The 22,903-nt window shown below is 64.3% G+C and carries 22 protein-coding genes; 11 read left to right on the top strand and 11 right to left on the bottom strand.

The window, feature by feature from the left end; all coding sequences use genetic code 11:
- The first annotated feature begins 3 nt into the window (after positions 1-3).
- From CH249_RS07205 to CH249_RS07185, 5 genes are all read left to right on the top strand, one after another.
- Complete coding sequence (locus tag CH249_RS07205; protein ID WP_094681709.1) at positions 4-1,998, top strand: acetyl/propionyl/methylcrotonyl-CoA carboxylase subunit alpha; 1,995 nt, start codon at positions 4-6, stop codon at positions 1,996-1,998.
- Positions 1,995-3,161: an acyl-CoA dehydrogenase family protein gene (locus tag CH249_RS07200; protein WP_094631921.1), complete on the top strand. Its 1,167-nt coding sequence runs from the start codon at positions 1,995-1,997 to the stop codon at positions 3,159-3,161. The genes CH249_RS07205 and CH249_RS07200 overlap by 4 nt, the downstream gene beginning before the upstream one ends.
- On the top strand, positions 3,158-3,643 hold the full coding sequence (locus tag CH249_RS07195; RefSeq protein ID WP_369597439.1) for a MaoC family dehydratase: 486 nt from the start codon (positions 3,158-3,160) through the stop codon (positions 3,641-3,643). Before CH249_RS07200 ends, CH249_RS07195 begins: the two co-directional genes overlap by 4 nt.
- Positions 3,640-4,452, top strand: coding sequence for a CoA ester lyase (locus CH249_RS07190; RefSeq protein WP_094681642.1), 813 nt, complete (start codon positions 3,640-3,642; stop codon positions 4,450-4,452). Before CH249_RS07195 ends, CH249_RS07190 begins: the two co-directional genes overlap by 4 nt.
- A 79-nt stretch (positions 4,453-4,531) precedes the next feature.
- The gene (locus CH249_RS07185; protein WP_045198085.1) at positions 4,532-4,984 is read left to right on the top strand and encodes a MarR family winged helix-turn-helix transcriptional regulator; all 453 of its coding nucleotides are present in this window, start codon (positions 4,532-4,534) and stop codon (positions 4,982-4,984) included.
- Position 4,985: 1 nt separating this feature from the next.
- Here the strand turns inward: CH249_RS07185 and bla are convergent, their stop codons facing one another.
- Positions 4,986-5,915: a class A beta-lactamase gene (gene bla / locus CH249_RS07180; RefSeq protein WP_094681641.1), complete on the bottom strand. Its 930-nt coding sequence runs from the start codon at positions 5,913-5,915 to the stop codon at positions 4,986-4,988.
- 103 nt (positions 5,916-6,018) lie between these two features.
- Between bla and CH249_RS07175 the strand changes: the two genes are divergently transcribed.
- Positions 6,019-6,873, top strand: coding sequence for a LysR family transcriptional regulator (locus CH249_RS07175; RefSeq protein ID WP_179273163.1), 855 nt, complete (start codon positions 6,019-6,021; stop codon positions 6,871-6,873).
- Complete coding sequence (locus CH249_RS07170) at positions 6,870-7,763, top strand: serine hydrolase (RefSeq protein WP_179273153.1); 894 nt, start codon at positions 6,870-6,872, stop codon at positions 7,761-7,763. The genes CH249_RS07175 and CH249_RS07170 overlap by 4 nt, the downstream gene beginning before the upstream one ends.
- 31 nt (positions 7,764-7,794) lie before the next feature.
- Here the strand turns inward: CH249_RS07170 and CH249_RS07165 are convergent, their stop codons facing one another.
- Together CH249_RS07165 and CH249_RS07160 are read right to left on the bottom strand one after the other, a co-directional pair.
- Positions 7,795-8,604, bottom strand: a complete 810-nt coding sequence (locus CH249_RS07165) for an enoyl-CoA hydratase-related protein (protein ID WP_256988167.1) — start codon at positions 8,602-8,604, stop codon at positions 7,795-7,797.
- On the bottom strand, positions 8,588-10,123 hold the full coding sequence (locus CH249_RS07160) for a hypothetical protein (RefSeq protein ID WP_094681637.1): 1,536 nt from the start codon (positions 10,121-10,123) through the stop codon (positions 8,588-8,590). Before CH249_RS07160 ends, CH249_RS07165 begins: the two co-directional genes overlap by 17 nt.
- A 61-nt stretch (positions 10,124-10,184) precedes the next feature.
- On the opposite strand from CH249_RS07160, the gene CH249_RS07155 reads away from it, so the two are divergent.
- Positions 10,185-10,790: a TetR/AcrR family transcriptional regulator gene (locus CH249_RS07155; RefSeq protein WP_094681707.1), complete on the top strand. Its 606-nt coding sequence runs from the start codon at positions 10,185-10,187 to the stop codon at positions 10,788-10,790.
- A 53-nt stretch (positions 10,791-10,843) separates the two neighbouring features.
- On the opposite strand, the gene CH249_RS07150 is transcribed toward CH249_RS07155, so the two are convergent.
- From CH249_RS07150 to CH249_RS07135, 4 genes are read right to left on the bottom strand one after another with little or no spacing between them, the layout of a single operon-like run.
- Positions 10,844-11,950, bottom strand: a complete 1,107-nt coding sequence (locus tag CH249_RS07150; protein WP_094646494.1) for an ABC transporter substrate-binding protein — start codon at positions 11,948-11,950, stop codon at positions 10,844-10,846.
- The gene (locus CH249_RS07145) at positions 11,950-13,710 is read right to left on the bottom strand and encodes an iron ABC transporter permease (RefSeq protein WP_094681636.1); all 1,761 of its coding nucleotides are present in this window, start codon (positions 13,708-13,710) and stop codon (positions 11,950-11,952) included. The genes CH249_RS07150 and CH249_RS07145 overlap by 1 nt, the downstream gene beginning before the upstream one ends.
- Complete coding sequence (locus CH249_RS07140; RefSeq protein WP_094681635.1) at positions 13,707-14,822, bottom strand: ABC transporter ATP-binding protein; 1,116 nt, start codon at positions 14,820-14,822, stop codon at positions 13,707-13,709. The genes CH249_RS07145 and CH249_RS07140 overlap by 4 nt, the downstream gene beginning before the upstream one ends.
- 45 nt (positions 14,823-14,867) lie before the next feature.
- The gene (locus CH249_RS07135) at positions 14,868-15,998 is read right to left on the bottom strand and encodes a PrpF domain-containing protein (protein WP_094681634.1); all 1,131 of its coding nucleotides are present in this window, start codon (positions 15,996-15,998) and stop codon (positions 14,868-14,870) included.
- 182 nt (positions 15,999-16,180) lie between these two features.
- On the opposite strand from CH249_RS07135, the gene CH249_RS07130 reads away from it, so the two are divergent.
- Positions 16,181-17,077: a LysR family transcriptional regulator gene (locus CH249_RS07130; protein ID WP_032395496.1), complete on the top strand. Its 897-nt coding sequence runs from the start codon at positions 16,181-16,183 to the stop codon at positions 17,075-17,077.
- A gap of 20 nt (positions 17,078-17,097) precedes the next feature.
- Here the strand turns inward: CH249_RS07130 and CH249_RS07125 are convergent, their stop codons facing one another.
- Together CH249_RS07125 and CH249_RS07120 are read right to left on the bottom strand one after the other, a co-directional pair.
- A complete protein-coding gene (locus tag CH249_RS07125) occupies positions 17,098-18,228 on the bottom strand; it encodes a PrpF domain-containing protein (protein WP_094646585.1) in 1,131 nt (376 codons plus the stop codon).
- 114 nt (positions 18,229-18,342) lie between these two features.
- Complete coding sequence (locus tag CH249_RS07120; protein WP_094631911.1) at positions 18,343-19,743, bottom strand: SLC13 family permease; 1,401 nt, start codon at positions 19,741-19,743, stop codon at positions 18,343-18,345.
- 138 nt (positions 19,744-19,881) lie between these two features.
- Between CH249_RS07120 and CH249_RS07115 the strand changes: the two genes are divergently transcribed.
- Positions 19,882-20,874 (top strand): LysR family transcriptional regulator, encoded by a 993-nt coding sequence (locus tag CH249_RS07115; protein WP_094646584.1) that lies wholly within the window; start codon positions 19,882-19,884, stop codon positions 20,872-20,874.
- On the opposite strand, the gene CH249_RS07110 is transcribed toward CH249_RS07115, so the two are convergent.
- Positions 20,844-21,641: an endonuclease/exonuclease/phosphatase family protein gene (locus CH249_RS07110; protein ID WP_094681633.1), complete on the bottom strand. Its 798-nt coding sequence runs from the start codon at positions 21,639-21,641 to the stop codon at positions 20,844-20,846. The two genes, CH249_RS07115 and CH249_RS07110, sit on opposite strands and share 31 nt — an antisense overlap.
- A gap of 148 nt (positions 21,642-21,789) precedes the next feature.
- Here CH249_RS07110 and CH249_RS07105 point away from each other — a divergent pair, with 148 nt between their 5' ends.
- Positions 21,790-22,209, top strand: coding sequence for a nuclear transport factor 2 family protein (locus tag CH249_RS07105; RefSeq protein WP_094681632.1), 420 nt, complete (start codon positions 21,790-21,792; stop codon positions 22,207-22,209).
- 19 nt (positions 22,210-22,228) lie between these two features.
- Here CH249_RS07105 and CH249_RS07100 read toward each other — a convergent pair whose 3' ends face one another.
- A complete protein-coding gene (locus CH249_RS07100; protein WP_176459432.1) occupies positions 22,229-22,891 on the bottom strand; it encodes an IclR family transcriptional regulator in 663 nt (220 codons plus the stop codon).
- Between the last annotated feature and the right edge of the window lie 12 nt (positions 22,892-22,903).

Genomic DNA, 22,903 nt, shown 5'->3' with positions numbered 1-22,903 from the left:
GACATGACCACGATAGACACCGTTCTGATCGCCAATCGCGGCGAGATCGCCGTGCGGGTGGCGCGAACGCTGCGCCGCATGGGGATTCGCACCGTTGCCGTCTACAGCGACGCCGACGTCGACGCCCGTCACGTCCACGAGGCCGATACCGCGGTACGCCTCGGTCCCGCCAACGCTCGCGAGAGCTACCTCGACATCGCCAAGGTGATCGCGGCCGCGAAAGCCACAGGAGCGCAGGGCATTCATCCGGGATACGGATTTCTCTCCGAGAACTCCGAGTTCGCATCCGCCTGTGCCGAAGCCGGAATCGCCTTTCTGGGGCCGCCGGCGAAAGCCATCGAAGTGATGGGCGACAAGATCGCCGCCAAGGCCGCGGTCAGCGCCTTCGGGGTCCCCGTCGTCCCCGGTATCTCCCGTCCCGGCCTCACCGACGCCGACCTCATCGCCGGCGCTCCCGACGTCGGATTCCCGGTGCTGGTCAAACCCTCCGCCGGTGGCGGCGGAAAAGGTATGCGTCTGGTCGAGCGTGCCGAGGACCTACCCGCCGCATTGACCAGCGCCCGCCGGGAAGCGGCGTCGTCGTTCGGCGACGACACCCTCTTCCTCGAGCGATTCGTGTTGCGGCCTCGGCACATCGAGGTGCAGATTCTCGCCGACGAACACGGCAACGTCATCCACCTCGGCGAACGCGAATGCAGCCTGCAGCGCAGGCACCAGAAGGTCATCGAGGAGGCACCGTCCCCCTTGCTCGACGAAGCAGCCCGTGCACGCATCGGTGAGGCGGCCTGCAACACCGCCCGCAGTGTCGACTACTCCGGTGCCGGCACAGTCGAATTCATCGTCTCGGCCGACCGCCCCGACGAGTTCTTCTTCATGGAGATGAACACTCGCCTGCAGGTCGAGCACCCGGTCACCGAGATGGTCACCGGCCTCGACCTGGTCGAATGGCAGGTGCGGGTGGCATCGGGCGAGCCCCTGACTCTCGCGCAGGACGACATCACGCTCACCGGACATGCGATCGAGGCCCGCGTCTACGCCGAGGATCCCGGCCGCGGATTCCTCCCCACCGGCGGCACCGTTGTCGGACTGCGCGAGCCGTCGGCGCCGGGGATTCGAGTCGACTCCGGTCTTGCCGTCGGCACGGAGGTGGGTAGCAACTACGACCCCATGCTCTCGAAGGTCATCGCTCACGGACCCGATCGAGCAACCGCACTGCGCAGCCTCGATCGTGCACTGGCCGACACCGCGGTACTCGGCGTCGTCACCAATATCGAGTTCGCCCGGTTCCTGCTCGCCGACAACGATGTTCGTGCCGGCAATCTCGATACCGGACTGCTCGACCGTCGCGTCGAGGACTTCGCAGCGGCCGAGGCGACCGACGAGGCGCTGATCGCCGCCACCGCCGTGCAGTGGCTCGACGCGTGGCAGGCTGCGGGACAGGATATCTGGGCAACACCATCGGGTTGGAGAGTCGGCGCGAAGGCTTCGTTCCACCGTCGCGTCGCGTCCGGAGGTCGGACGGCGCACGTGTCCATCGCCGGATCACTCGACGCGGCGACGGTCGTCGTCGACGACGGATTGCCGCGCACCCTCCGGGCAACGGCCACCGAGGATTCCGTGAATCTGGTGATCGACGGTCTACGCGAGTCGATGACCTTCGCCCGAAGCGGCTCGGCCACCTGGATTTCGAGTTCTCGCGGCACCTGGCGCATCGATCGGATTGCCGAGGCGAGCGTCCGCGAGGACGATGCGCACTCCGGTGACGCCGAAATCCTCTCGCCGATGCCGGGTTCGATCATCGCGATCGGAACGACCACCGGCAGTGCGGTCACCGCGGGCACCGCCGTGGTCGTCGTCGAGGCGATGAAGATGGAACACACTCTGACCACCCCGATCGACGGCACGGTCGAACTCACTGTCGCAGTGGGCGATCAGGTCCGCGTCGATCAGATCCTCGCCCGAATCGTTCCAACACCCACCGAAGAGGACCAGCCATGACCGATCACCTGTCATCCGCGAATCTGCCCGACGAGTACCAGCAACTGGTGAAGTCCGTCGCCGACTTCACCCGGACGGTCGTGGCCCCGGTCTCGGCGAAACACGATGCCGAGCACTCGTTCCCGTACGAGGTCGTCACCGGGATGGCCGAGATGGGCCTGTTCGGTCTGCCGTTTCCCGAGGAGTACGGCGGAATGGGCGGCGACTACTTCGCCCTCTGCCTGGCCCTCGAGGAGCTCGGCAAGGTCGACCAGAGCGTCGCGATGACGCTCGAAGCCGGCGTCTCGCTCGGTGCCATGCCGGTGTACCGCTTCGGCAACGACGCGCAGAAGGAGCAGTGGCTGCCCAAGCTCACCGCAGGCAAGGCCTTGGCCGCGTTCGGTCTGACCGAGCCGGGTGCCGGCAGCGACGCGGGCGGCACCAAGACCACCGCCAAGCGTGACGGCGGCGACTGGATCATCAACGGCAGCAAGCAATTCATCACCAACTCCGGCACCGATATCACCGAGCTCGTCACCGTCACCGCGGTGACCGGCGTCGACGAGGCGACCGGACGCAAGCAGATCTCGTCGATCCTCGTTCCCACGAACACCCCCGGGTTCGTCGCCGAAGCGGCATACAACAAGGTCGGCTGGAACGCCTCCGACACGCATCCGCTCAGCTTCACCGATGTGCGCGTACCCCAGGAGAACCTGCTCGGGCAGGAAGGTCGCGGGTACGCGAACTTCCTGCACATCCTCGACGAGGGTCGCATCGCGATCGCCGCGGTATCGGTCGGTGCCGCGCAGGGTTGCGTCGACGAGAGCGTGAAGTACGCCAAGGAACGTGAGGCGTTCGGCGCTCCGATCGCGCGCAATCAGGCGATCTCGTTCAAGATCGCGCGCATGGAGGCACGCGCCCACACCGCGCGCACCGCGTACTACGACGCGGCAGCACTGATGTTGGCGGGCAAGCCGTTCAAGAAGGCCGCATCCATCGCCAAGCTCGTCGCCTCCGAAGCGGCCATGGACAACGCGCGCGACGCCACGCAGATCCACGGCGGCTACGGTTTCATGAACGAATACGTCGTCGCCCGTCACTACCGCGACAGCAAGATCCTCGAAATCGGTGAGGGCACAACCGAGGTGCAGCTGATGCTGATCGCCCGGAGCCTGGGACTGTGAGCGACAAGCGGATTCGCCAGCGCGGCCTGTGGTTCGACGAGATGGAGCTCGGCACCGTCTACGAGCACCGGCCCGGCCGCACCATCACCGAGGCCGACAACACCCTGTTCACCACGCAGACGATGAACACTCAGGCCCTGCACCTCGACGCCGCCTACAGCGAGACGACAGCGTTCGGCCAGCGTCTGGTGAATTCGATGTTCACCGTCTCCACCCTTGTCGGACTGTCGGTGACGCAGTTGACCCAGGGCACCATCGTGGCGAACCTCGGCTTCTCGGAGGTGTCGTTTCCCAAGCCACTGTTCCACGGCGACACCCTGTACGCCGAGACCGTGATCTCGGACAAACGCGAATCGAAGTCCCGACCCGGCGAGGGCATCGTGACGTTCACGCACACCGGCCGTAATCAGCACGGGGACATCGTCGCAGTGGCGGTGCGCAAGACGCTCGTCCGCATGCAACCACCGGAGGACGCGTCGTGAGCTGGGTTCCGCCGGGGCCGGCGTGGCTGTTCTGCCCGGCCGACCGTCCCGAGCGCTACGAGAAGGCCGCAGCGCGAGCAGATGTGGTCATTCTCGATCTGGAGGATGCCGTCGGTGCAGCGGACAAAGCGGGTGCTCGTGAGTCCGTGGCCACTACCCCACTGGACCCGTCGCGCACTATCGTTCGAGTCAACGCACACGGCACCGACGAACAGGCTGCGGACCTCGAGGCGCTGACGCGCACCGGATACACGACCGTCATGCTCCCCAAATGTGAATCGGCCGAACAGATCGCGGCCCTGGCTCCGCTGAATGTCGTCGCGCTCATCGAGTCCCCGCTCGGTGCGATGACGGTGTTCGACGCCCTCTCCGCCGGCAATGCGATCGGTGTCATGTGGGGTGCCGAGGATCTGGTGGCCGCCATGGGCGGTAACTCGAGCAGGCAGGCCGACGGCTCGTACCGCGATGTCGCACAGCATGTTCGGTCGCAAACGCTACTGGCCGCGAAGGCACGCGGGGTGTTCGCGCTCGATTCGGTGTTCCTCGACATCCCCGACCTCGACGGGGTGCGCGCGGAGGCCGACGATGCCGTTGCCGTCGGCTTCGACGGAAAGGTGGCCATTCACCCGAGCCACATCCCCGTCATTCGCCAGGCCTATGCACCCACTGCCGAGGAACTCGACTGGGCCACCGCCGTGCTCGACGCCGTCTCCCGCAATCGCGGTGTCTTCACCTTCCGCGGCCGGATGGTCGATGCCCCGGTACTGGCGCATGCTCGACGCATCGTCGCGCGCAGTTCCCTCTCCTAGCCGAGTACTTGCACGCGCCGTTAATTGCCGGCGCGGTATGGTGGGTGGTCACGAGTACAGGTACCGAGAGGCACGACACATGAGCGCACACGACCCCGCCCTGACTGCCCTTGCGCAGAATTGGCTTGCGCTTTCCGTCCTGCACGGACGTATCGAAAGCCGCATCGAGCGTGCGCTACAGACCAACCACAATCTCAGCGCGCGCGAGTACTGGCTGCTCGACGTCCTGGGCAGACAGCACGACGGGGTCGGCGGCCACCTGCAAATGAAGCAGGTGGCCGATGCCGTCGTACTGAGCCAGAGCGCCACGACTCGCCTCGTCACTCGCCTCGAGGATCGGGGGCTGCTCACGCGATACCTGTGCCCCACCGATCGACGCGGCATCTACACCGACGTCAGCGAAGAAGGCCTGGCCCTGCTCGAGGCCGCGCGGCCGACCAACGATGCGGCGTTGCGCGAGGCTCTCGACGACGCATCCGACGAGCCGGATCTCGTTCCGTTGGTCGACGCCGTTCGACGCGCAGCAAGCTGATTCACTCCACCTGTTGCACGGCTGCTCTGGTCGCGTCGGCCACCAAGGGATTCATGGCCGGCGAGTCTTCCACCCCCGACGTCGTCGCACTGAGCACGACCAGCAGGATTCTCTGCCCGTCCGGCCCGAGCAGCAGTCCGGCGTCGTTGGATACGCCGTAGCTTCCGGTGCCGGTCTTGTCGGCCGAAGTCCATTGTGGCGCAATGCCCGCCCGGAACCGGGCGGCGGACGTCTCGGTGTCGCCCATCCACGCGAGTAGCTGCTTGCGCGAGGACTCGGTCAGAACGTCGCCGTCCAGCAGGGTTCGGTAGCCGGCGGCCAGCGAGTCGGGTGTTGTGGTGTCCCGTGGATCACCCGGGATCGCCGTGTTCAATTCCGGCTCGATGCGGTCGAGGCGAAACTCGGTGTCGCCGAGCGATCGTGCGAAGTCGGTGAGCGCCGCGGTGCCGCCTGCCTCGCGAATCAAGAGATTGCCGGATGTGTTGTCACTCTTGGTCAGTGCGGCCGCTGCCAAGTCTGCGATGGTGACGACCGAGCCGGGGTCCCAATCGACTGCGGATTCGGGCACCTTGTCCTCGGCGGTGATCGTTCGGGTATCGGTGAGCTGCAACCTGCCTGCATCGACGGCGGCGAGTACGGCACCGACGGCATACACCTTGAAGGTGGAGCAGAACGCGAAACGTTCGCCCCCGCGGTAACTCTGCGTGGAACCGGTCTCGAGATCGAGCACACTGACGCCGAGCCGCGCGGTATCCCTGGCCTCGAGCTCGAGATACGCCTGCTCGGCACTGGGCTGTTCGCTCGTGGACTGGGCACTGCCCGTGTCGGATCGCGGCGGTTCGGTGGAGGCCGTCGAGGAACAGGCCACGCCGGCGGTCAGCGTCGCCGCCGCAATCACGGTGATCAGTCGGGTGGATGTCGAGGTACGCATGGGGTCATGCGATCACACCCTCTTGCCTCCGGGCCAAGTCCCGAGGCATGGCATCGTCATTCCTCTTCGGTATCGCGGCTGGTGGACGTGTTTCAATAGGTCGATGGATCTTGTTCGCCATCTCGAGTATTTTGTCGCCGTCGCCGAGGAACGCCACTTCGGCCGCGCAGCGGCGACTCTGGGGGTGACGCAGCCACCCGTGTCTCGGGCGATCAAGACCTTGGAAAAGCACCTTGGTCTCGTACTCGTGGAGCGAACACCCGACGGTGCAGCCATCACCGAACACGGGGCTGCACTGTTGCCACGGGCTCGCTTGATCGTCGACGATGCACGCCGATTGACCACCACGGCAGAGTCGCTCACCGCGTCCGAGACGGTCCGCATCGGCCTCATTCCCCAACTGGACGATGCACTGGCCGCACGTATCGCCGCGTCCGTCGGAGTCCAAGCGCGGGTGGAGACAGGCGGAGCAGTGTCCTTGCTGGACCGTGTCAGATCACACGAACTCGATGTTGCCGTGATCGATCACCCGGTGGTACTCGATCGACTGGTGGCCGGACCAGTGATTGCGCTACCCCGGCGGGTCAGCGTTCCAGTCGGTCACAGGTCGGGCCGAGCGGCGCGGCCGCGACTGACCATGTTGTCCGACCTCGTCTTCGCCACCACACCGCGGGCTGCGAATCCACCTGCACACGACCTGCTGCTCGATGCGTTTCGGCGCCACGCCCTCGATCCAGAGGTGTTCGTTGCGAACACCTTTCGCGCCGCCACGATCGGGGTTGCGTCAGGTCGATGTTTCGGGCTCGTACCTGCCGGGAGTCCGGTACTGCCTGGCACCGAACATCTCGACCTCTCTTCCGACGACGTTGCCCTGCGGGTGCGTATCGTGCGCCGCAACGACGAGGCCGAGTCTCTGGTGAATCTCATCGACCGAATCCTGTTGCAGGCCGGCAAGTGACTACGACCGACGAACAGCTGCGCGCCGTATTCGCCGACGCAGGCTGTCGTGGTTGGGTGCGCGCCGAGCGGATCGACGGCCCGGGCACGGTCGTCGACTACGAGGGAGACGACCCCGTCGTCGCCGCGTCGGTGTGGAAGATCGTGCTGCTCGTTGCCACGGCCCGCGCATTCGACGAAGGATCCTTGACTGCAACCGATTCGGTGCGACTCGTTCCGGCACAGTGCAGTCCCGGGCCGACCGGTATCGCAAGTTTCGCGGATCCGGTGAGCATGAGTTGGCGAGACATCGCACGCTCGATGATCACCGTCTCCGACAACGCCGCTGCCGACGCACTTCTCGGCGCAGTGGGGCTCGATGCAGTTGCCCGAGTGATCGACGATCTCGGACTCGAACACACGCGCATCGTCGGTGGCACGAAACAACTGGGTGATCAGATCGTCCGTGATACCGGCCGGTTGAACGCGGACGAAGCGGTGGGTCTACTGGCCAGCAATTATACAGTGGTCGACAGCTCGGGCTTCGATCCGGCGTACACCTCCTGCACCACACCCCGTGACAGCAACACCGTTCTGCGCTCGGTCTGGCTGGGCACCGCGGCATCGCCGGCGCAGTGCCGGTACATGAAGGAGGTTCTGTCTCAGCAGGTATGGCCGCACAGGATTCGTAGCGGAATCCCGTACCCGGATGTGCAGGTCGCGGGCAAGACCGGCACCATCGGGCCCATTCGCAACGAGGTCGCCGTGGTGTCGTTTCCAGGCGAGACGCCCGTCGCGGTGTCGGTGTTCACCAGGGCAGCGCGGATGGACCTGAACCTCCCGCTGGTCGATCAGGCCATCGGCCATGCGGCCAGAATCGCAGTGACAGCAGTACGTCAGGCTTCGCGCTGAGTAGACCCCAGTGGTTCGCGGGTCCGAGCGGTCACTGCGCGGTCCATGTCGGATCGCGTTTCTGCAGGAATGCGGTGATTCCTTCGACGACGTCCTTCGTGGTGGCGAGTCGATCCAATTCCTGACGGTTCTGCTGCCACGATTGTTCCTCGTGCGCGATGGTGCCGTCGGAGATACGTCGAGCGAGCCGCTTGGATGCGCGCACCGCGAGCGGCGCACCCTCCGTGCACAGGTGAGCGAGACCGAGTGCCGTATCGAGGACGTCGTCGGGCGCGACCACCCGGTTGACCAACCCCCATCGCGCGGCTTCCTGCGCAGAGATCGGCTGGCCCGTCAGGATCATCTCCAGCGCAATGTGTTCCGGTACCGCAGTCATGAGCCTGAAGGCTCCCCCAGCACCGGCGACGAGTCCGCGGCGAATCTCGGGTAGGCCGAATACGGCCGTGTCCGAGGCGACGACCATATCCGAGACCAGAGCGATCTCGGTTCCACCTCCCATCGCCGACCCGTTCACCGCCGAGATGATCGGAACCGAAATCGGGTGTTGGACAATCCCGGCGAACCCCCAATGCTCGGTCTCGGGCGGGGTCACGGCGCCGGGGCCTCCGGCGCCGAGGGCTTTCAGATCGGCACCCCCGCAGAAGGTCGCCGATCCCGCACCGGTCAAGACGATGGCACGGATGTCGCGGTCGGCCTCGGCCGACTCCCAGGCCTGCCCGAGCAGCGTGTGCACGCGTGCGTCGATGCTGTTGGCAGCTTTCGGTCGGTTGATCGTGACGACGAGAACATGACCTTCACGCCTCGCCAGTACAACAGGTTCGATGCTATCGGCCTCGGACACGAATGTTCCCCTCGTTCGACTCGACACTGACTGTTGCTCCGATGATTTCGCGTGCAGGTTCGCTTCGATAGAGGGACAACGCATGCGCACTGGCCGTGTCTCCGGGTGCCGTCTGCGCGGCAACGCGTCGTCCGCGCTCGTCCCTCCCGACGAGGAAGGCCTGGTTCGGTTCCTGCTGCCGTGAATGCTCGACGGAGACAGTCTCCACCACGAGATCCCCGTCCTCGACAGGTGCTCGCGCTGGCGGATTCGATTTCAGCACTGCGGGTTCGGGATTTCCGGTGTAGCCGAGCGGATGTTGGTCGCCGGCCAACAGCACGGAGTGGTGGTAGGTCAGATACCCACCGTTCGCGTGCACCAGCGCAAGGCTCTTCCCGCCACGAATCTCCCGAACCGACGCGGTGATCGAATGCAGCGAATGACTGCTGAGCGGCCCGCCGAAAGAGGAGTGCCCGCCGGTCACGCTGGGAATCAACGACTTCGGCGTCCCGAGGTGGCGTGTTGCGAGGGTCGGCACGATCGGGAAGCAGCTGTAGACGTCCAACACGTCCAGTAGCTCGACCCCGATCTCCGCGCCGTGCAACGCCCGATCCATCGCATCTTCCATCGCTGCGGACCGGCCGAAACTACTGCGGTCGAGGATGTCGACCGTGTCCTCGGCACCGGCACCGCCCCAGACGTAGACGATGTCGCTCTCGGGCACGCCACGTTCGCGGGCTTCGGCCAAGCTCGTCACAACGATGCACGCCGCCTGGTCGACGAACGGCATGGCGTTCATCGACAGCGGATACGGCTCGCACACGATGCGGTTCTTCGGCGACGGCGCTCCGATGTCCACAGCCGTCCTCGCTCTTCCGTTCCACGAGTACGGATTCTTCTCGGAGACAACGGAGAATGTCGCATACAGCTCGCTGCACTCGGCCTGCCGCGTTACCGGATCCACGCCGGACTCGAAGCGAAATCGGCTCTCGAACAACGGATAGATCCGGACCGGTGAGATCAGACCGGCTTCTTGCATTGCAGCGCTGCCGAGTTGATCGAGGTCGAAGGTGGGCGGACCGCCCGGATCGGTGCTCCACCCGCCGTCGTCGACGGGGTCTCGACCTGCCTTGACCAGTGCGCTCATCGAGGCCTGGGCTTCACCGCCTGCGATCACCGCCACCGTCGAGTCTCCGGAAGCGATGCGTGCGGCCGCGCGATCGAGGAGTCGGGCCGGCCATTGTCCACCGATCGGAGCGTCGAACACGTCTGCTGGTGTGGCACCGAAGATACGTGCCAGCGCCGCGGCGGGACTGGCGTAGGCCCAGCTGGCGATATGGCAGAACGCGATGCTGTCCGCGCGGCGAATCCACGGCTCCGAGGTCGGCGAGTCCTGAACTGCCGCAGTCGCAGCGAGCGTGATCAGTTCCATGGGTTCGACGCCCACGGGTTCGCCGCGGCCGCTTGTTTCACCGACAGCCACGATCACCGGAATACGCGTCGGATCTACCGTCGACGCCTCCTGGCGCACAGCACTCATGGACGCAAACATATTACAGACAGAGATTGTCCGCAATGCCGCCAGGTGCGACAATCCGGGGGTGACCGACGAAGCCAAGAGCCGACGAGGACGTCCTCGCGATCCGCATCTGGAAGACCGCGTCTACGACGCGGTGCTCGAGGTGTACTGGGAAAAGGGTTGGTCCGGTTTCACACTCGACGCCGTTGCCCGCCGTGCTTCGGTCGGTAGAGCCGCGCTCTATCGTCGCTGGGAATCCAAGGGGGCCTTGGTCGTCGATGCGCTGGAAGCCAGGAGTCCACTCGCGACGCCGATCGACCTCGGCACGCTGCGGGCGGATCTCGTCGAACTGGCGGTGCAGCTTCTGCACGGTTACAGAGGGACAGCTGGTCTGGTCAGTCTGAGGGTCGCCCTCGATGCGCGGGTGCACCCCGATCTTCTCGGACACATGATCGACACTCTCAACCGGAGCCGACTGGTCGCAGCGCGCCTCATCGTTCACCGAGCTCAGGCTAGAGGTGAACTACCGGAGTCCGCCGATACCACCCGAATCCTCGAACTGGTGACCGGAGCGGTATTCAGCCATGTCATCTTCTCGCATCGCTCCGATGCCGACAGAGCCGAGACCGACTGCGCCTACGCCGAAAACCTGGTCGACGCGGTCCTGGATGGCATCGGCACGACATGACACGTACGGCCGCCGAGTCCGGTGGACTCGGCGGCAGCACATGAGCTGGTCTACTACTCGTTGTAACCGAAGATCGCGTTCCAGGCCTCCTGGTCGTCGGCGGAGTTCTCGATCGACTCGGACTGCGTGATTCGGTTGACCTTGGGGTCGGTGAACTTCGGCAGTTCGATTCCGCGGATCACCGGCGGGTCGATATCGTTGCGCACCGAGTACTCACCGAGATCACTGAAGACCTGCTGTCCCCTCTTGGAGAGGTTCCAGTTCATGAAGACCTGCGCGGCCGCAATGTTCTTCGCTGTGGATGCAACCCCGGTGTAGTAGTCGTAGGCGGTCAGTCCCTCCTCCGGTACCACGAAGTTGACCGGCGCATTCTCGTTGTTGGCGATGTTGACGCTGCTCACCACGACGGTCCCTGCCTCGATCTCACCGCGGGCGAGCGCATCGAGCTGAGCTCCGATGGAGTCGAACACCCTTGCCTCCGAGGAGTACTCGCGGAGGTAGTCGTCGCCGAGTACCTCGCGCTGGAACCGAGTCAGCGCCAGTGCACTACCGCCGGCTCCGGCCTGAGCGATACCCAGATTGCCCTTCCACCGGTCGTCGAGAAGATCTGCCCAGGACGCCGGCCTGTCGTCGCCCTCGATGAGCGCACTGTTGTAGCCCATCGTGTAGATCGGATCGAAGGTGCGGTAGTAGTTGCCACCGTCGAACACCACGTCGTCCTGCAGCTCGCCGGCCGTGGGCGGTGTGTACGGCTGGAACACACCACGCTCGCTGAGTCCGCTGACGAAGCCGGCGTCGGAAATCCTGACGACGTCCGCATCGAGGCGACCGGCACCGTACTCGGCCACCAGGCGCTCGTAGAGCCGGTTCGGGGTGAGGCGCACGAGCTTGACGTCGAGTCCGGTGTCCTTCTCGAAGTTCTTCAGCACCGTGGCCTCGGTGACCGCGGTGTAGCCGCTGTACAGGGTGATGCCACCCTCGGCCTGGGCCCGCGTCCACAGATCCGGATCGGCGATCTGTTCGCCGTCGATCACGAGGCCGTTGTCGGTGACGATCTCCTCCGCCGCTCGAGCCAGAGCGGGGCGTTCGGGTGGCGGTGAGCAGGCCGTGGCCGTTGCCACTGCGATACCCAACGCGATTGCTGAAACCAATTTTCTCATCAGACAGTTTCCTTGGATCCGAAGCGACGCGAGAGGATTGCGAGCACACCGATCACGACGCAGTACAGCAGGCTCAACTCGGCAGCCGACTGGAACGAGCCGTTGTCGTATGCGTCGAAGATCGCGATCGACAGCAGCCGCGTGTCGGAGGTGAACAGGAACAGCGCGGCGGTGAGCTCACGCATGGACAGCATGAGCAGCAGCAGGAAGGTCGAGGACAGACCGACCTTGAGCAGCGGAGCGGTGACGAAGGAGATCGCCCGGTGCCGCCGTGCACCCAACATGACAGCGCTGTCTTCCAAGTCCTTGTCCAGCTGGATGATCGACGCAGAGACACCGCGGTAGCCCTGCGGAATGGTGACAGCGACGAAGGCGATCACCAGCACCGCGAGTGTTCCGTAGATCGGCAGCGGAAGCGCCAACCACGTCCACAGCAGACCCAGGCCGAGCACGATGGCAGGAACAGCCAGCGGCAACATCGCCAGGTACTCCAACAGCTTTCGGCCCGGAGCGTTCGTACGGTACCTCGTGTACGCCAAGGCGAAGCAGAACGCGGTACCGATCGCGGCGGTCGCGACACCGACGATCACGCTGTTGGTCATCACGCTGTGAAAGTCGGCACTGCGCAACGTTTCTCCCAGTCCCCAGAACGACAGGGCACCGGAGTCGAAGAGCTGACCGATGTTCGCGACGTACGGGCTGGTCTGCAGGGCCGCCAACACCAGGGCGATGAGCGGCAGGAGAACGGCGAGGGTGAAGTACACCCACGCGAACACTGCAGCCGGGATACGCCATGCCCGCAGCGGAACCTGTCGTGCCCGAACACCTTTGCCGCTGACGGTGGTGTATTCCTTGCTACTCATCGCGCGCTGCTGGAAGGCGACGACGGCGACCAACAGGACTGTGAGAACCACTGCGACAGCGGCGGCATCGTTGCCGCGGGCAGGCGATGCGTTCATCAATCGGTAGATCAGGGTCGGCAGGGTGTCGACTCCGCCGGGCACACCGATCACCTGTGCCACCGGGAAGTTCTCCACGGTGAGCGCGAAAACCAGGATTCCCGAGCCGATCACGGCAGGCATGACGAGCGGGAACGTGATCTTGCTCAGCATCTTCGTCAACTTCGCACCGTGCAGACTGGCGGCGTCTTCGAGGTCCGGATTCATCAACGAGAGCGCAGAGTGGACCATCAGGAACGGATACGGCGCGTAGTAGATGCCGAGGATGAAGATCATTCCGCCGAAGCTGTAGATGTCGATGAAGCCGGGCAGACCGATGGCAGTCAGAATCAGGTTGATGTAACCGGTGGCCGGGCCGGCCAGCAGTGCCCAGGCAAGTGCCCCGACGAGCGCCGGGAGAAACAACGGCGAAATACCGATGCCGTAGATCATCTTTCGACCCGGAACGTTGGTCCGTGCTGCGAGGAAGGCGAGCGTGCACCCGATCGCCAGCGCGACGATGGATGACCCGATACCCACCAGTGCCGAATTCCACAGGGCACTGCGTGCCGTCGAGGATCCGAGCAGTGCGAAGTTGTCGAGGGTGAAGTTACCGAAGTCGAACAGCGATGTGCGCTCGGCGTTGTCGGTGAATGCGCCCATCACGATGAAGAACATCGGGAACAGCACAATCACGGTGAGCAGAGCCAACTGCAGAAGCGTCGGAATCCACTTCTTCGGACCCGGCCTGCGTTGGGGTGTCGGGGTGTCGACCGGCGCCTTCGTCGTGGTGACGGGCCGATTGTCGGTGGGGGCGCTCATACCGGCACCGCCTCGGAGGCGACGCGATCGTCGACGAGAACCTGAGCTCCGCCGGCTACTGCTGTGACCCGTGCGCGTTCTCCCATTCCCAGGATTCGGCTGGCGTGTCCGGTGGCGACGGCTTCGATCTCGGGGCCGTCGTCCAGTGTGACGCGGTATCGAATGGACGCACCCTGGTAGCTGGCGACATCGACTGTGCCCATCCAGGACTGGCCCTCGGGCTCGGCATCGTCCAGCGGGGTGACCAACAGATCCTCGGGCCGCAGGCACACCACGACGGGCCCGTCGGACGCCGACGCTGCATCGACCGACACTGCAATCTGCCCGAAGTCCGTCAGCTCCATCGTCGAGCGCGGGCCCGAGGCAGGCGTGGCGCGGAAGATGTTGCCGACACCGAGGAACTCGGCCACCGAGGCGGACATCGGCGAGGTGTAGATGTCCTCGGGGGTACCGATCTGCACGATTCGGCCGTTCTGCATCAACGCGATTCGGTCGGCAAGGGCGAACGCCTCGACCTGATCGTGCGTGACGTAGACGGTGGTCAGTCCGAGTCGGAGCTGAAGCTCTCGCAATTCCATCCGAAGTCGTTCGCGCAGTCGGGCATCGAGGTTCGACAGCGGCTCGTCGAGCAGGAGCACGCTGGGGCGCATCACCAAGGACCGAGCCAGCGCCACCCGCTGCATCTGACCACCACTGAGCAAGCTCGCTCCGCGGTGGGCCATTTCACCCAACCCGACGAGGTCGAGGGCCTCGAGAACGCGCTGGTTCATCTCGGTCTTGTTGACCTTCTGCATCTTCAAGGAGAACGACACGTTGTCGAACACGGTCCGGTGCGGCCACACTGCGTAGGACTGAAAGACCATACCCACGTTGCGTTTGTGCGGCGGGATCGTCTTGTTCTTGTCGGAGTCGTGGACGACGCGGTCACCGATCGTGATGCGCCCGGCGCTTGGGGTTTCGAGCCCTGCCACACAGCGCATCGTGCTGGTCTTACCGCAGCCGGACTGCCCCAGCAGCACCAGGGATTCTCCGTCGGCGATCTCCAGGTCGAGGTCGCGGACAACAGTGTTTCCCGAGTAAGCGAGGCTCAGATTCTCGATGCTAACCTTCATGATCTTCCTTTTCTTCAGTCGTCGAAGCCGTGTTCACAGGTCGAGCTATCCGATCGAAAGTGCCGTTGCCGCAGCGGAAACGAACAGTTCTGCTGTCGCGATACGTCGTGCAGCGCGGTGCAGGGTCACGCTGGTGAGGTTGCCGTCCGAAGCGATATCGACATCGACGGCCAACACACCTGCCGGCGTCCCCAGTCGCAGCGTCGAGGTGGTGGCACCGTGGACGACCCGATCCACCACACCGCCGCGTACGGTTGCGGCAGCGGCCACCGCGACCGCCGACGTCAGGCCGATGGACGGATGCGGTGCCATCATCGAGAGCATGCGCACGCACACGTCGTACTCGCCCGCCGAGACGAGCGTTCCGTCTTCGAGGTGGTAATCCACCGGAGGCGCGATGATGCCGACCTTCGGCACTGCGTGCGTGATCGGATCCTGCGGGCGCGACAGCCCCATGAGCAGTGCTGCACTACGGCGCAATTCGACCAGTAGCGGAACACGTTCGGTCAGTTGGGCGGCGGTCTCGGCTCCGGTCATACCCAGGTCGGATGCATCGAACAACGCAGCGGGGGCGCCGGCGACCACCATGGTGCCGCGGTACTGCGATCCATGTAGCTCCACGGTGTCCTCCACCGCCCCGGTGGGGAGCAGCCGAGTGCGATCGGCACCCAGGTCGATGAACGTCAGCCCGACCGGAACGCCGAGGGCCGATGTTCCGGCAACCTGGGCCGACCCCTCGGTCGGAACCACGCCGCCCGGGGTATCGATCTCGGTGAGCAGCACCGCACCGGTGTTGCGGTTACGAAGCCGTACGACGGTGGTGATCGGATCGATCGGCACCAGTCCTTGCTGGAGTGCGTACAGGCCGATCGCGGTGGCACAGTTGCCACAGTTGCTTCCCCACTCCACCTTTCGGTCACCGATGGCAACCTGAGCGAAGAGGTAGTCCACGTCGATTCCGTCCTCGGAGGACCTGCTGACGATGGCCGCCTTCGAAGTGGTCGAGCTGCCGCCGCCGACGCCGTCGAGCTGGCGGGGGTCGCCGGATCCGAAGGCGGAGACCAGAATCTCGTCCAGAGATCCTGCTTGTTCGATCAGTGGCTCGACGTCGACGGAGCTGAAGAGCCAGCATTTGCTGGTCCCGCCCCTCATCCACGTGCCACGCAGTGAATACATCCTCGGATACCTTCCGATCGTTACTCTCGAAAACGTTCTTGGAGTTGAACATTCGAGGGAGCCATGCGGTCATGTGACGCAGCTCTCGTGCGGTTGCTGTTCATAGCCTGCATCACACAGCCGTCGAGTACAATTACGAAAAAGTCGAGATCCCTTAACTTTCACTTAAAGGTGGTTCGATCATGTTCGACACCCGACGCCTGCTGCTTCTGGTGGAGGTCGTGCGAACCGGATCCATCACGGCGGCCGCAACTCGCTTGAGCTTCACCACATCTGCGGTCTCGCAGCAGTTGAGCAAGCTCGAGATCGAAGCCGGGCAACCACTGCTCGAGCGCCACGCCAGGGGAGTTCGACTGACCGAGGCGGGTGAGGTTCTGGTGCGTCATGCAGAACGAATCGAGACGCAATTGCTCGCTGCACGAAACGAACTCGAAGACCTCTCCGGCCTGCGCGCCGGGACGCTGCGAATAGGAACCTTCCCCACCGCAGGGGCCAGTCTGCTACCGCCCGTGGTGAAGCTGTTCAAATCTCGTCATCCTGCGGTGGCACTGACGGTGCGCAGCTCGCGATTCGCCGGGCTCCGGGGAATGCTCGACACCCGTGAGGTGGAGCTGTCCCTACTCTGGGACTACGAGTGGGCCAGAATCACCGACTCGGACCTGACGGTGCACCAACTCATGATCGACCCACCCATGCTCGTCGTATCCGTCAATCATCATCTGGCCGAGCGTAGTTCGATCCACATGAACGAGCTGGAACACGAGCAGTGGATCACCAGAGAGGACACTCATCCGGTGGGTGCAGCGCTCGAACGGGCATGCCATGCTGCCGGGTTCTCGCCGTCGGTGTCGTTCGCAGCGAACGACTATCAGGAGGCTCAGGCCATGGTGGCGGTGGACCTCGGCGTGTCGTTCGCACCCCGGATGGCGCTGTCCAATATTCGAGACGATGTGCGATTGGTCCCGTTGACGGGCGCACCGTCGCGTCGGATCTTGCTGGCCCACTTGGCGGAACAGAAGCTCTCGCCGAGTGCGACCGTGCTACTGAAGATGTTCGAGGACGTCGCCGCCCGATTCTGAGAAGCGATGTCGCTCAGGGCCTACTGTGCACCGACGAGAGTGGGCATGGGCACGACGAACAGATCGGCGGTGGCGATACGACGCACCGCTCGATGAAGAGTGACCGATAGCAGAAATCCGTCCCGATCCGTGACGTAGTCGACGTCCAGCACACCTGCCGCTGTGCCGATGCGGAGCGATCCGGGCCAGCCGATGCGGGCGTTGGCAATGACCACACCACCCGTGACCGTGGCGGCCGCTGCGACAGCAACCGCCGACGTCAGTCCTATCGCCGGGTGCGGTGCCATCATGGAGAGCATGCGCACCGAGATGTCGTAGTCCGCAGCGGCGACGCGCTCACCGGTGGTCGTGGTGTAGCCCACGGGAGGTCCGATGATTCCGACCTTCGGAACGGCATGCGAGACGGGCTCTTCGGGCTTGCTCAGTCCCATTCTCAGCGCTGCCAGCCTACGCAGCGCAATGAGTGTGGGGACGTGCGCGGCGACGACATCGTTGCTTTCCGAACCGTCCAGCCCGAAATCGGCAGCATCGAAGAACGCGGCGGGTGCACCGGCACGAACGAATGTTCCTCGGAACTCACGGTCGCCGAGCGTAACTCGATCTATCTCTGCGCCGGTGGGAAGCATCGTCGGTCGGTCAGGGGCAGGGTCGGTGAAGGTGAGCCCCACCGGCACACCGAGGGCCGTGGTTCCGGGGACAGCCGCGCCGCCCTCGGCAGGAATGCGTCCGCCCGGGGTCGAGATCTCCGCGGTGAGAATTGCACCGGTGTTCTCGTTGCGCATGCGCACGACGGTGACGCGATCGTCGACGGCGACGAGACCGGTCTGCACGGCGTACAGCCCGATCGCCGTCGCACAGTTTCCGCAGTTGCTGCCCCACTCGACCGTGCGGTTCTCGATGGCGACCTGAGCGAAGAGGTAATCGACGTCGATACCCGGAGCGCTGGAGCGACGAACGATCGCGGCCTTGGAGGTCGTCGAACTGCCCCCACCCACTCCGTCGAGTTGCCGTGGATCGCCGGAACCGAACGCGGCAGTGAGGATGTTGTCGAGCCCGCCGGCCTCGGCGACGTACGGGTCGATGTCGACCGCGTTGAACAACCAGCACTTGCTGGTCCCCCCACGCATCCAGGTTCCACGAAGAGTGAACATCTGCTGTGCCTTCCGATCAGGATCCGATGCTTCCACCCTGGGCCAGAGGATGATCAAGCACAATTACGAAATATGTTCATGCCGTGCAGCAACACTTAACGCACTGGTACCGGTTCAGAACAGGGCGGGGACGACAACCAGGATCAGCCAGCACAGAGCCGGCGCGATGGCCACGACGACTCCGGCATTGAGCAGCAACTGGCGATAGAAGCGTGGGCGTTCGATGTTCTGCGCGTTGGCCAGCACGAGCGCACCGTTGGTCGAGAAGGGCGAGACGTCGACGACGGTGGCCGAGATGGCCAGAGCAGCGACGACACCGACGACCGGCAGTGCACCGGTTCCGAGCAAGGGCATGGCCAGCGGAATGACCGCGGCCAGCAGGGCGGTGGAGGACGCGAATGCCGAGGTGATGCCGATGACGTAGCAGAGCACCACAGCCACGATGATCGGAGCGCCGATAGTGATGGCCATCTCGGCGAGATGGTCGATGGTGCCTACCTCCTGCAGGATCGAGATGTAGGTGACCATGCCCGCGACCAGCAGAACCGTCGACCAACTGATGTCTGCGATGGCCTCGTTCTGCTTCTTCAGATCCGTGAATGCAAGCACAGCTCCGGCGGCGATGGCGATGAAGCTGATCGGCAGGTGCAACACCAGAACGAGCACCAGAAGCGCGCCGATGAGGAACAGAGTGAGCTTCTGTACGAACGTGACCGGGGCGGGAGCGTCGACCAGCGTGGTTGTGGTCGGGCGAGTGAGCACCGCAGTGCTGCCGCCTGCCGTGCTGCCACCGCCGGTGCTTCCGGTGCTGCCACCGGTGGGGACGGACGCCCCGATCGGTGATCCGCCCACCGGGCCGCTGCCGGGTGCGGGATCGGTGGATCCTGTTGCGGTGTACTCGAAGCCCTTCATCCGGGCCAGGGCCGCGTAGCCCGTCACTGTGAGAACCGAGAGCAGCAGGTTGATGCCGTAACTGGCGAAGAACAGCGTCCACGGGTCGAGCGCGAGTCCGTTGTTCTCGACGATGTCACGAACCAGAACGCCGGAAACGGAGATCGGGGAGAACGCCCCAGCGTGCGCACCGTTGATCACCATGATGCCCATGACCAGGGGACTCATGCCGGTTCGTGCTGCGAACGCCATGGCTGCAGGCACGATCAATGCGACCGCGGCGGGGCTGAATGTGCCGAGCGCCGTCAAGACCGAGGCGACGAAGAAGAACACCCAGGGCACCACCGTCACCCGACCGTGCACCGCCCTGATGCAACTGTTCACCAGCAGATCGATGGTGCCGTTGCGTTTGGCCATACCGAAGAAGTAGGTGACGCCGACGATGGTCAACACGATCGAGCTGGGGAACTCGTTCAAGATTTCCTTGTCGTCGAATCCCAGCGCGAAGTATCCGACCACGAAGGCACCGATGAATCCGAGGATGCCGATATTGATCGGAAAAAAGGTTGCGATCACGAACATCGCAACCAACGCGATGAGCGGGAGGATCTCGATGGAAGTCATGGGCGTCTTTCGGGTGGCTGGGTAAGTGCTCGGTTACATCCGCACTCGAACGTTGTCCCTGTCACATTATTGACGCGACACTTTTAGGACAATATCGTTTTGCTACCCGGTCGTTTAGCTGAGCTGAAAGATGTGCGCATGAACCACACGTTCGACGTCGTGACGTTGTTCCTTCTGCTCGACATCGCCGAGGCCGGCTCCCTGACCGCAGGTGCCGAGCGAGCGAACATGACTCCCTCGGCAGCGTCCCAACGCATCAGCAAACTCGAACACGGCATCAAACAGCCGGTCCTCACTCGCCTGCCGCGCGGCGTACAGCTCACCGAGGCCGGCGAGATCCTGACCAGCCGGGCCCGCCTGTTTCGCCGCGAGATGCGTGCCGCGAGCGGCGACCTGGAGGCCATCCGGGGCCTCGAACGTGGATCGGTCCGGCTCGGCTCGTTTCCCACGGTCAGTGCGTCGCTGCTCTCCGACGCGTTGAAGGACTATCACTCGCGATGGCCGGGGGTGGACGTTCGTGTTCGGTCGGCCGTTCGACCGCAATTGCTGGACATGCTCCATTCGAGCGAGATCGACCTGGCACTGCTGTGGAGCTACGCCTGGACGGAAGAGGCAGAACGATCGCTGTCACTCGAGCCACTGATGGAAGACCAGACCGTGCTGCTGCTTCCGATAGACGACGATCGCCGGGGACGGGATGTGTCCTTGCACGACCTCCGAGGCGCGCGGTGGATCATTCGGAGCAACGACCACCCGGCAGCGGAGGTTCTCTATCGCAGTTGCCGCGTAGCAGGATTCGAGCCCGACGTCGTGTACGAAGCCCACGACTACCAGGAAATCGAGGCCATGGTGGCCGCAGGCGTCGGCATCGCCATGGTCCCCCGACTGTCGGTGGTCCACCACCGACCCGACGTCACCACCATCGCTTTCCTCGACACCGATCGTGTTCCGACCCGGGTCATATACATCGCCTCACTCGCGCGGCGCCAGTACACCCCGGCTATGTACGCGATCTCGAACGCTTTACGCGGTGCTGCCGAACGCAGTGCGCAGACGCCCGCGGGGTCGGATCGAACAGCTGTCGGCACTGCAGACAAGGATCAAAGAAGTTCCAGCACCAGAGCTCGGTGATCGGACACTTCCGGCGCGGCGACGATCTCGAAGCTTCGTACGGCGGTCGGTGACGACACCAACACGTAGCTGGCACTGCGAATTGCTTTGGTGTAGATGGATGTTCGAGTGTCGGCGTCTCCCACGAGGTCGGTCATCCCATGTTCGGCCAGCAGTGCGAACGTCTCGCTGGTCGGCAGCAGGTTCAGATCGCCACAGAGCACAACGACGTCAACCGACGGACGAACATGCTCGACCATCTCCGCCAATTTCCTGGCCTGCTCCAGCCGAATGGGACTGTCGCCCTTACCTGCTGGATCGCGCAGACCGTGACATTGGATGACGGATACGGACTTACTTGCGACGCGATCCCGAACGGTGACCGTCAGAGCAGCTCGTGGGCGATCGGTCGCGCTCCACTCGGCGTGATCGACGAACCGGGAATGGACGAACCGCGCGTCGAGCCCTACAACGGGAACGTCGTCACGCACCCACGTCGCGATCCCGAAGTCCTGACGCAATTCGACGCCCTCACCGTCGGTGACAGGTCCGGCGTCGTTGGCGACGAAATACGGCGTGTACCCGGGGAGCGCGGCCGACACGTCGTCGAACAGGTTGAGCCGCTGCGGCAGTGTGCGCTCACCGTCGGCGAACGTTGCCCAGCCCGATCGATTCGGAGTACGAGTGACTTCCTGAAGGCAAATGATCTCGGCATCAACGGCTTTCAGCCATCCCACGAGTTCGTCGTACATGGCGCCGCCCCATGCATTGATCGAGATGATCTTCACAGCCCGATGATGTCAGACGTGGCGTGACTCGCGCGCTTCATTTTCGGCTGCGCCGAGTGGACCCCTGGCTCGACTGCCGGACGGACCGGACGTAACGTCATCGGCAATACGCACTGTCCGTGCGAATAGCGCACCGAAGGAGACGCCGATGCCCGATCCAGATGCGGGAACCATTGCCGAGGTCCAGCTTTTGTACGGCAGGCAAAGCCACGCAATCGATTCCGGACGCGCAACGGAATGGGCAGGGACCTTCACCGCAGACGGCGTCTTCGATTCACCCAGTTACCCCGAACCCGAGGTCGGTAGCGACCAGCTGACCGCCTTTGCCCAAGGCTTCTTCGACAGCGCGGCCGACGCGAACGAGAGGCGCCGGCACGTCATCACGAACATTGCCGTCGATCTCGTGAGCGTCGATGAACTCGCAGTCGACTGTTACCTCCAGATCATGGCAACACCGCGTGGCGGCGAGACCCGGCTCGTCCGATTCACCTCGGTCCGGGATCGTGTTGTGCGAGTCGATGATCAGTGGCGCATCCAGCACAGGACCGTGTCACGCGACGACGCCTGACACGACCCGTCGTCGCTGACTAGCGCAGCAAACGCCCCAACCGCGCCGCTGCAGCGACGACGGCCGCACCGAGCTGTTCTTCGTCGCCGATCTCGAACACCGACGCACCCAAGCTCGCCATCGCGTCTCCGCGGCGACCCGGCACGACGGCGGACACTCCTCCTACCGATGGAATCACTTCGCCGTGGGTGACCGCGTATCCAACGCTTCGCGCCCGCGCCACTTCCGCACGTTCGCCATCTTCCGGGGGCAAGGACGCGAGCATTGCCAGGCCTGCAGACCCCCGGTCGATCGGGTCGACCTGCCCTCCACGAAATGCCACGTGGACCTTCGCCCCTCGTGGCTCGACAACCATCAAAGCTCTTACTTCCGTTGAATTCTCGCGAACGACGAGATGGACGGTCGCGCCCAGTTGATCCGCCAGTTCTTCGAGTACCGGGCGTGCCACGGTTCGCAGATCCTGCTCGACGGGTTCGGCGAGTGCCACCAGCCCGGCACCGAGGGCAATTCGCTTGAACTCGTCTCGCCGACACAGATGATGAGCCTCGAGCGTGCGAACCAGCCGATGCGCAACGGTGCGGTGCACACCGATCCCGTCGGCGATCTCTGTGATCGACAAGCCGTTCGGATGCTCGGCCAACAGCTCGAGCACGACGAGGCCGTGATGCAGCGTTTTGGACATCCCCGAATCGAT

Origin of the sequence: Rhodococcus sp. 05-2255-3B1 (assembly GCF_002258545.1) — a bacterium.
Classification (GTDB): Bacteria; Actinomycetota; Actinomycetes; order Mycobacteriales; family Mycobacteriaceae; genus Rhodococcoides.
This window is presented reverse-complemented; position numbering and strand designations above follow the sequence as displayed.

Coding starts and splice junctions, on each gene's coding strand:
- CH249_RS07205 (WP_094681709.1), top strand. CDS start 4: ATGACCACGATAGACACCGTTCTGATCGCCAATCGCGGCGAGATCGCC.
- CH249_RS07200 (WP_094631921.1), top strand. CDS start 1,995: ATGACCGATCACCTGTCATCCGCGAATCTGCCCGACGAGTACCAGCAA.
- CH249_RS07185 (WP_045198085.1), top strand. CDS start 4,532: ATGAGCGCACACGACCCCGCCCTGACTGCCCTTGCGCAGAATTGGCTT.
- bla (WP_094681641.1), bottom strand. CDS start 5,915: ATGCGTACCTCGACATCCACCCGACTGATCACCGTGATTGCGGCGGCG.
- CH249_RS07175 (WP_179273163.1), top strand. CDS start 6,019: ATGGATCTTGTTCGCCATCTCGAGTATTTTGTCGCCGTCGCCGAGGAA.
- CH249_RS07160 (WP_094681637.1), bottom strand. CDS start 10,123: ATGAGTGCTGTGCGCCAGGAGGCGTCGACGGTAGATCCGACGCGTATT.
- CH249_RS07150 (WP_094646494.1), bottom strand. CDS start 11,950: ATGAGAAAATTGGTTTCAGCAATCGCGTTGGGTATCGCAGTGGCAACG.
- CH249_RS07145 (WP_094681636.1), bottom strand. CDS start 13,710: ATGAGCGCCCCCACCGACAATCGGCCCGTCACCACGACGAAGGCGCCG.
- CH249_RS07140 (WP_094681635.1), bottom strand. CDS start 14,822: ATGAAGGTTAGCATCGAGAATCTGAGCCTCGCTTACTCGGGAAACACT.
- CH249_RS07135 (WP_094681634.1), bottom strand. CDS start 15,998: ATGTATTCACTGCGTGGCACGTGGATGAGGGGCGGGACCAGCAAATGC.
- CH249_RS07130 (WP_032395496.1), top strand. CDS start 16,181: ATGTTCGACACCCGACGCCTGCTGCTTCTGGTGGAGGTCGTGCGAACC.
- CH249_RS07125 (WP_094646585.1), bottom strand. CDS start 18,228: ATGTTCACTCTTCGTGGAACCTGGATGCGTGGGGGGACCAGCAAGTGC.
- CH249_RS07120 (WP_094631911.1), bottom strand. CDS start 19,743: ATGACTTCCATCGAGATCCTCCCGCTCATCGCGTTGGTTGCGATGTTC.
- CH249_RS07115 (WP_094646584.1), top strand. CDS start 19,882: ATGAACCACACGTTCGACGTCGTGACGTTGTTCCTTCTGCTCGACATC.
- CH249_RS07105 (WP_094681632.1), top strand. CDS start 21,790: ATGCCCGATCCAGATGCGGGAACCATTGCCGAGGTCCAGCTTTTGTAC.
- CH249_RS07100 (WP_176459432.1), bottom strand. CDS start 22,891: ATGTCCAAAACGCTGCATCACGGCCTCGTCGTGCTCGAGCTGTTGGCC.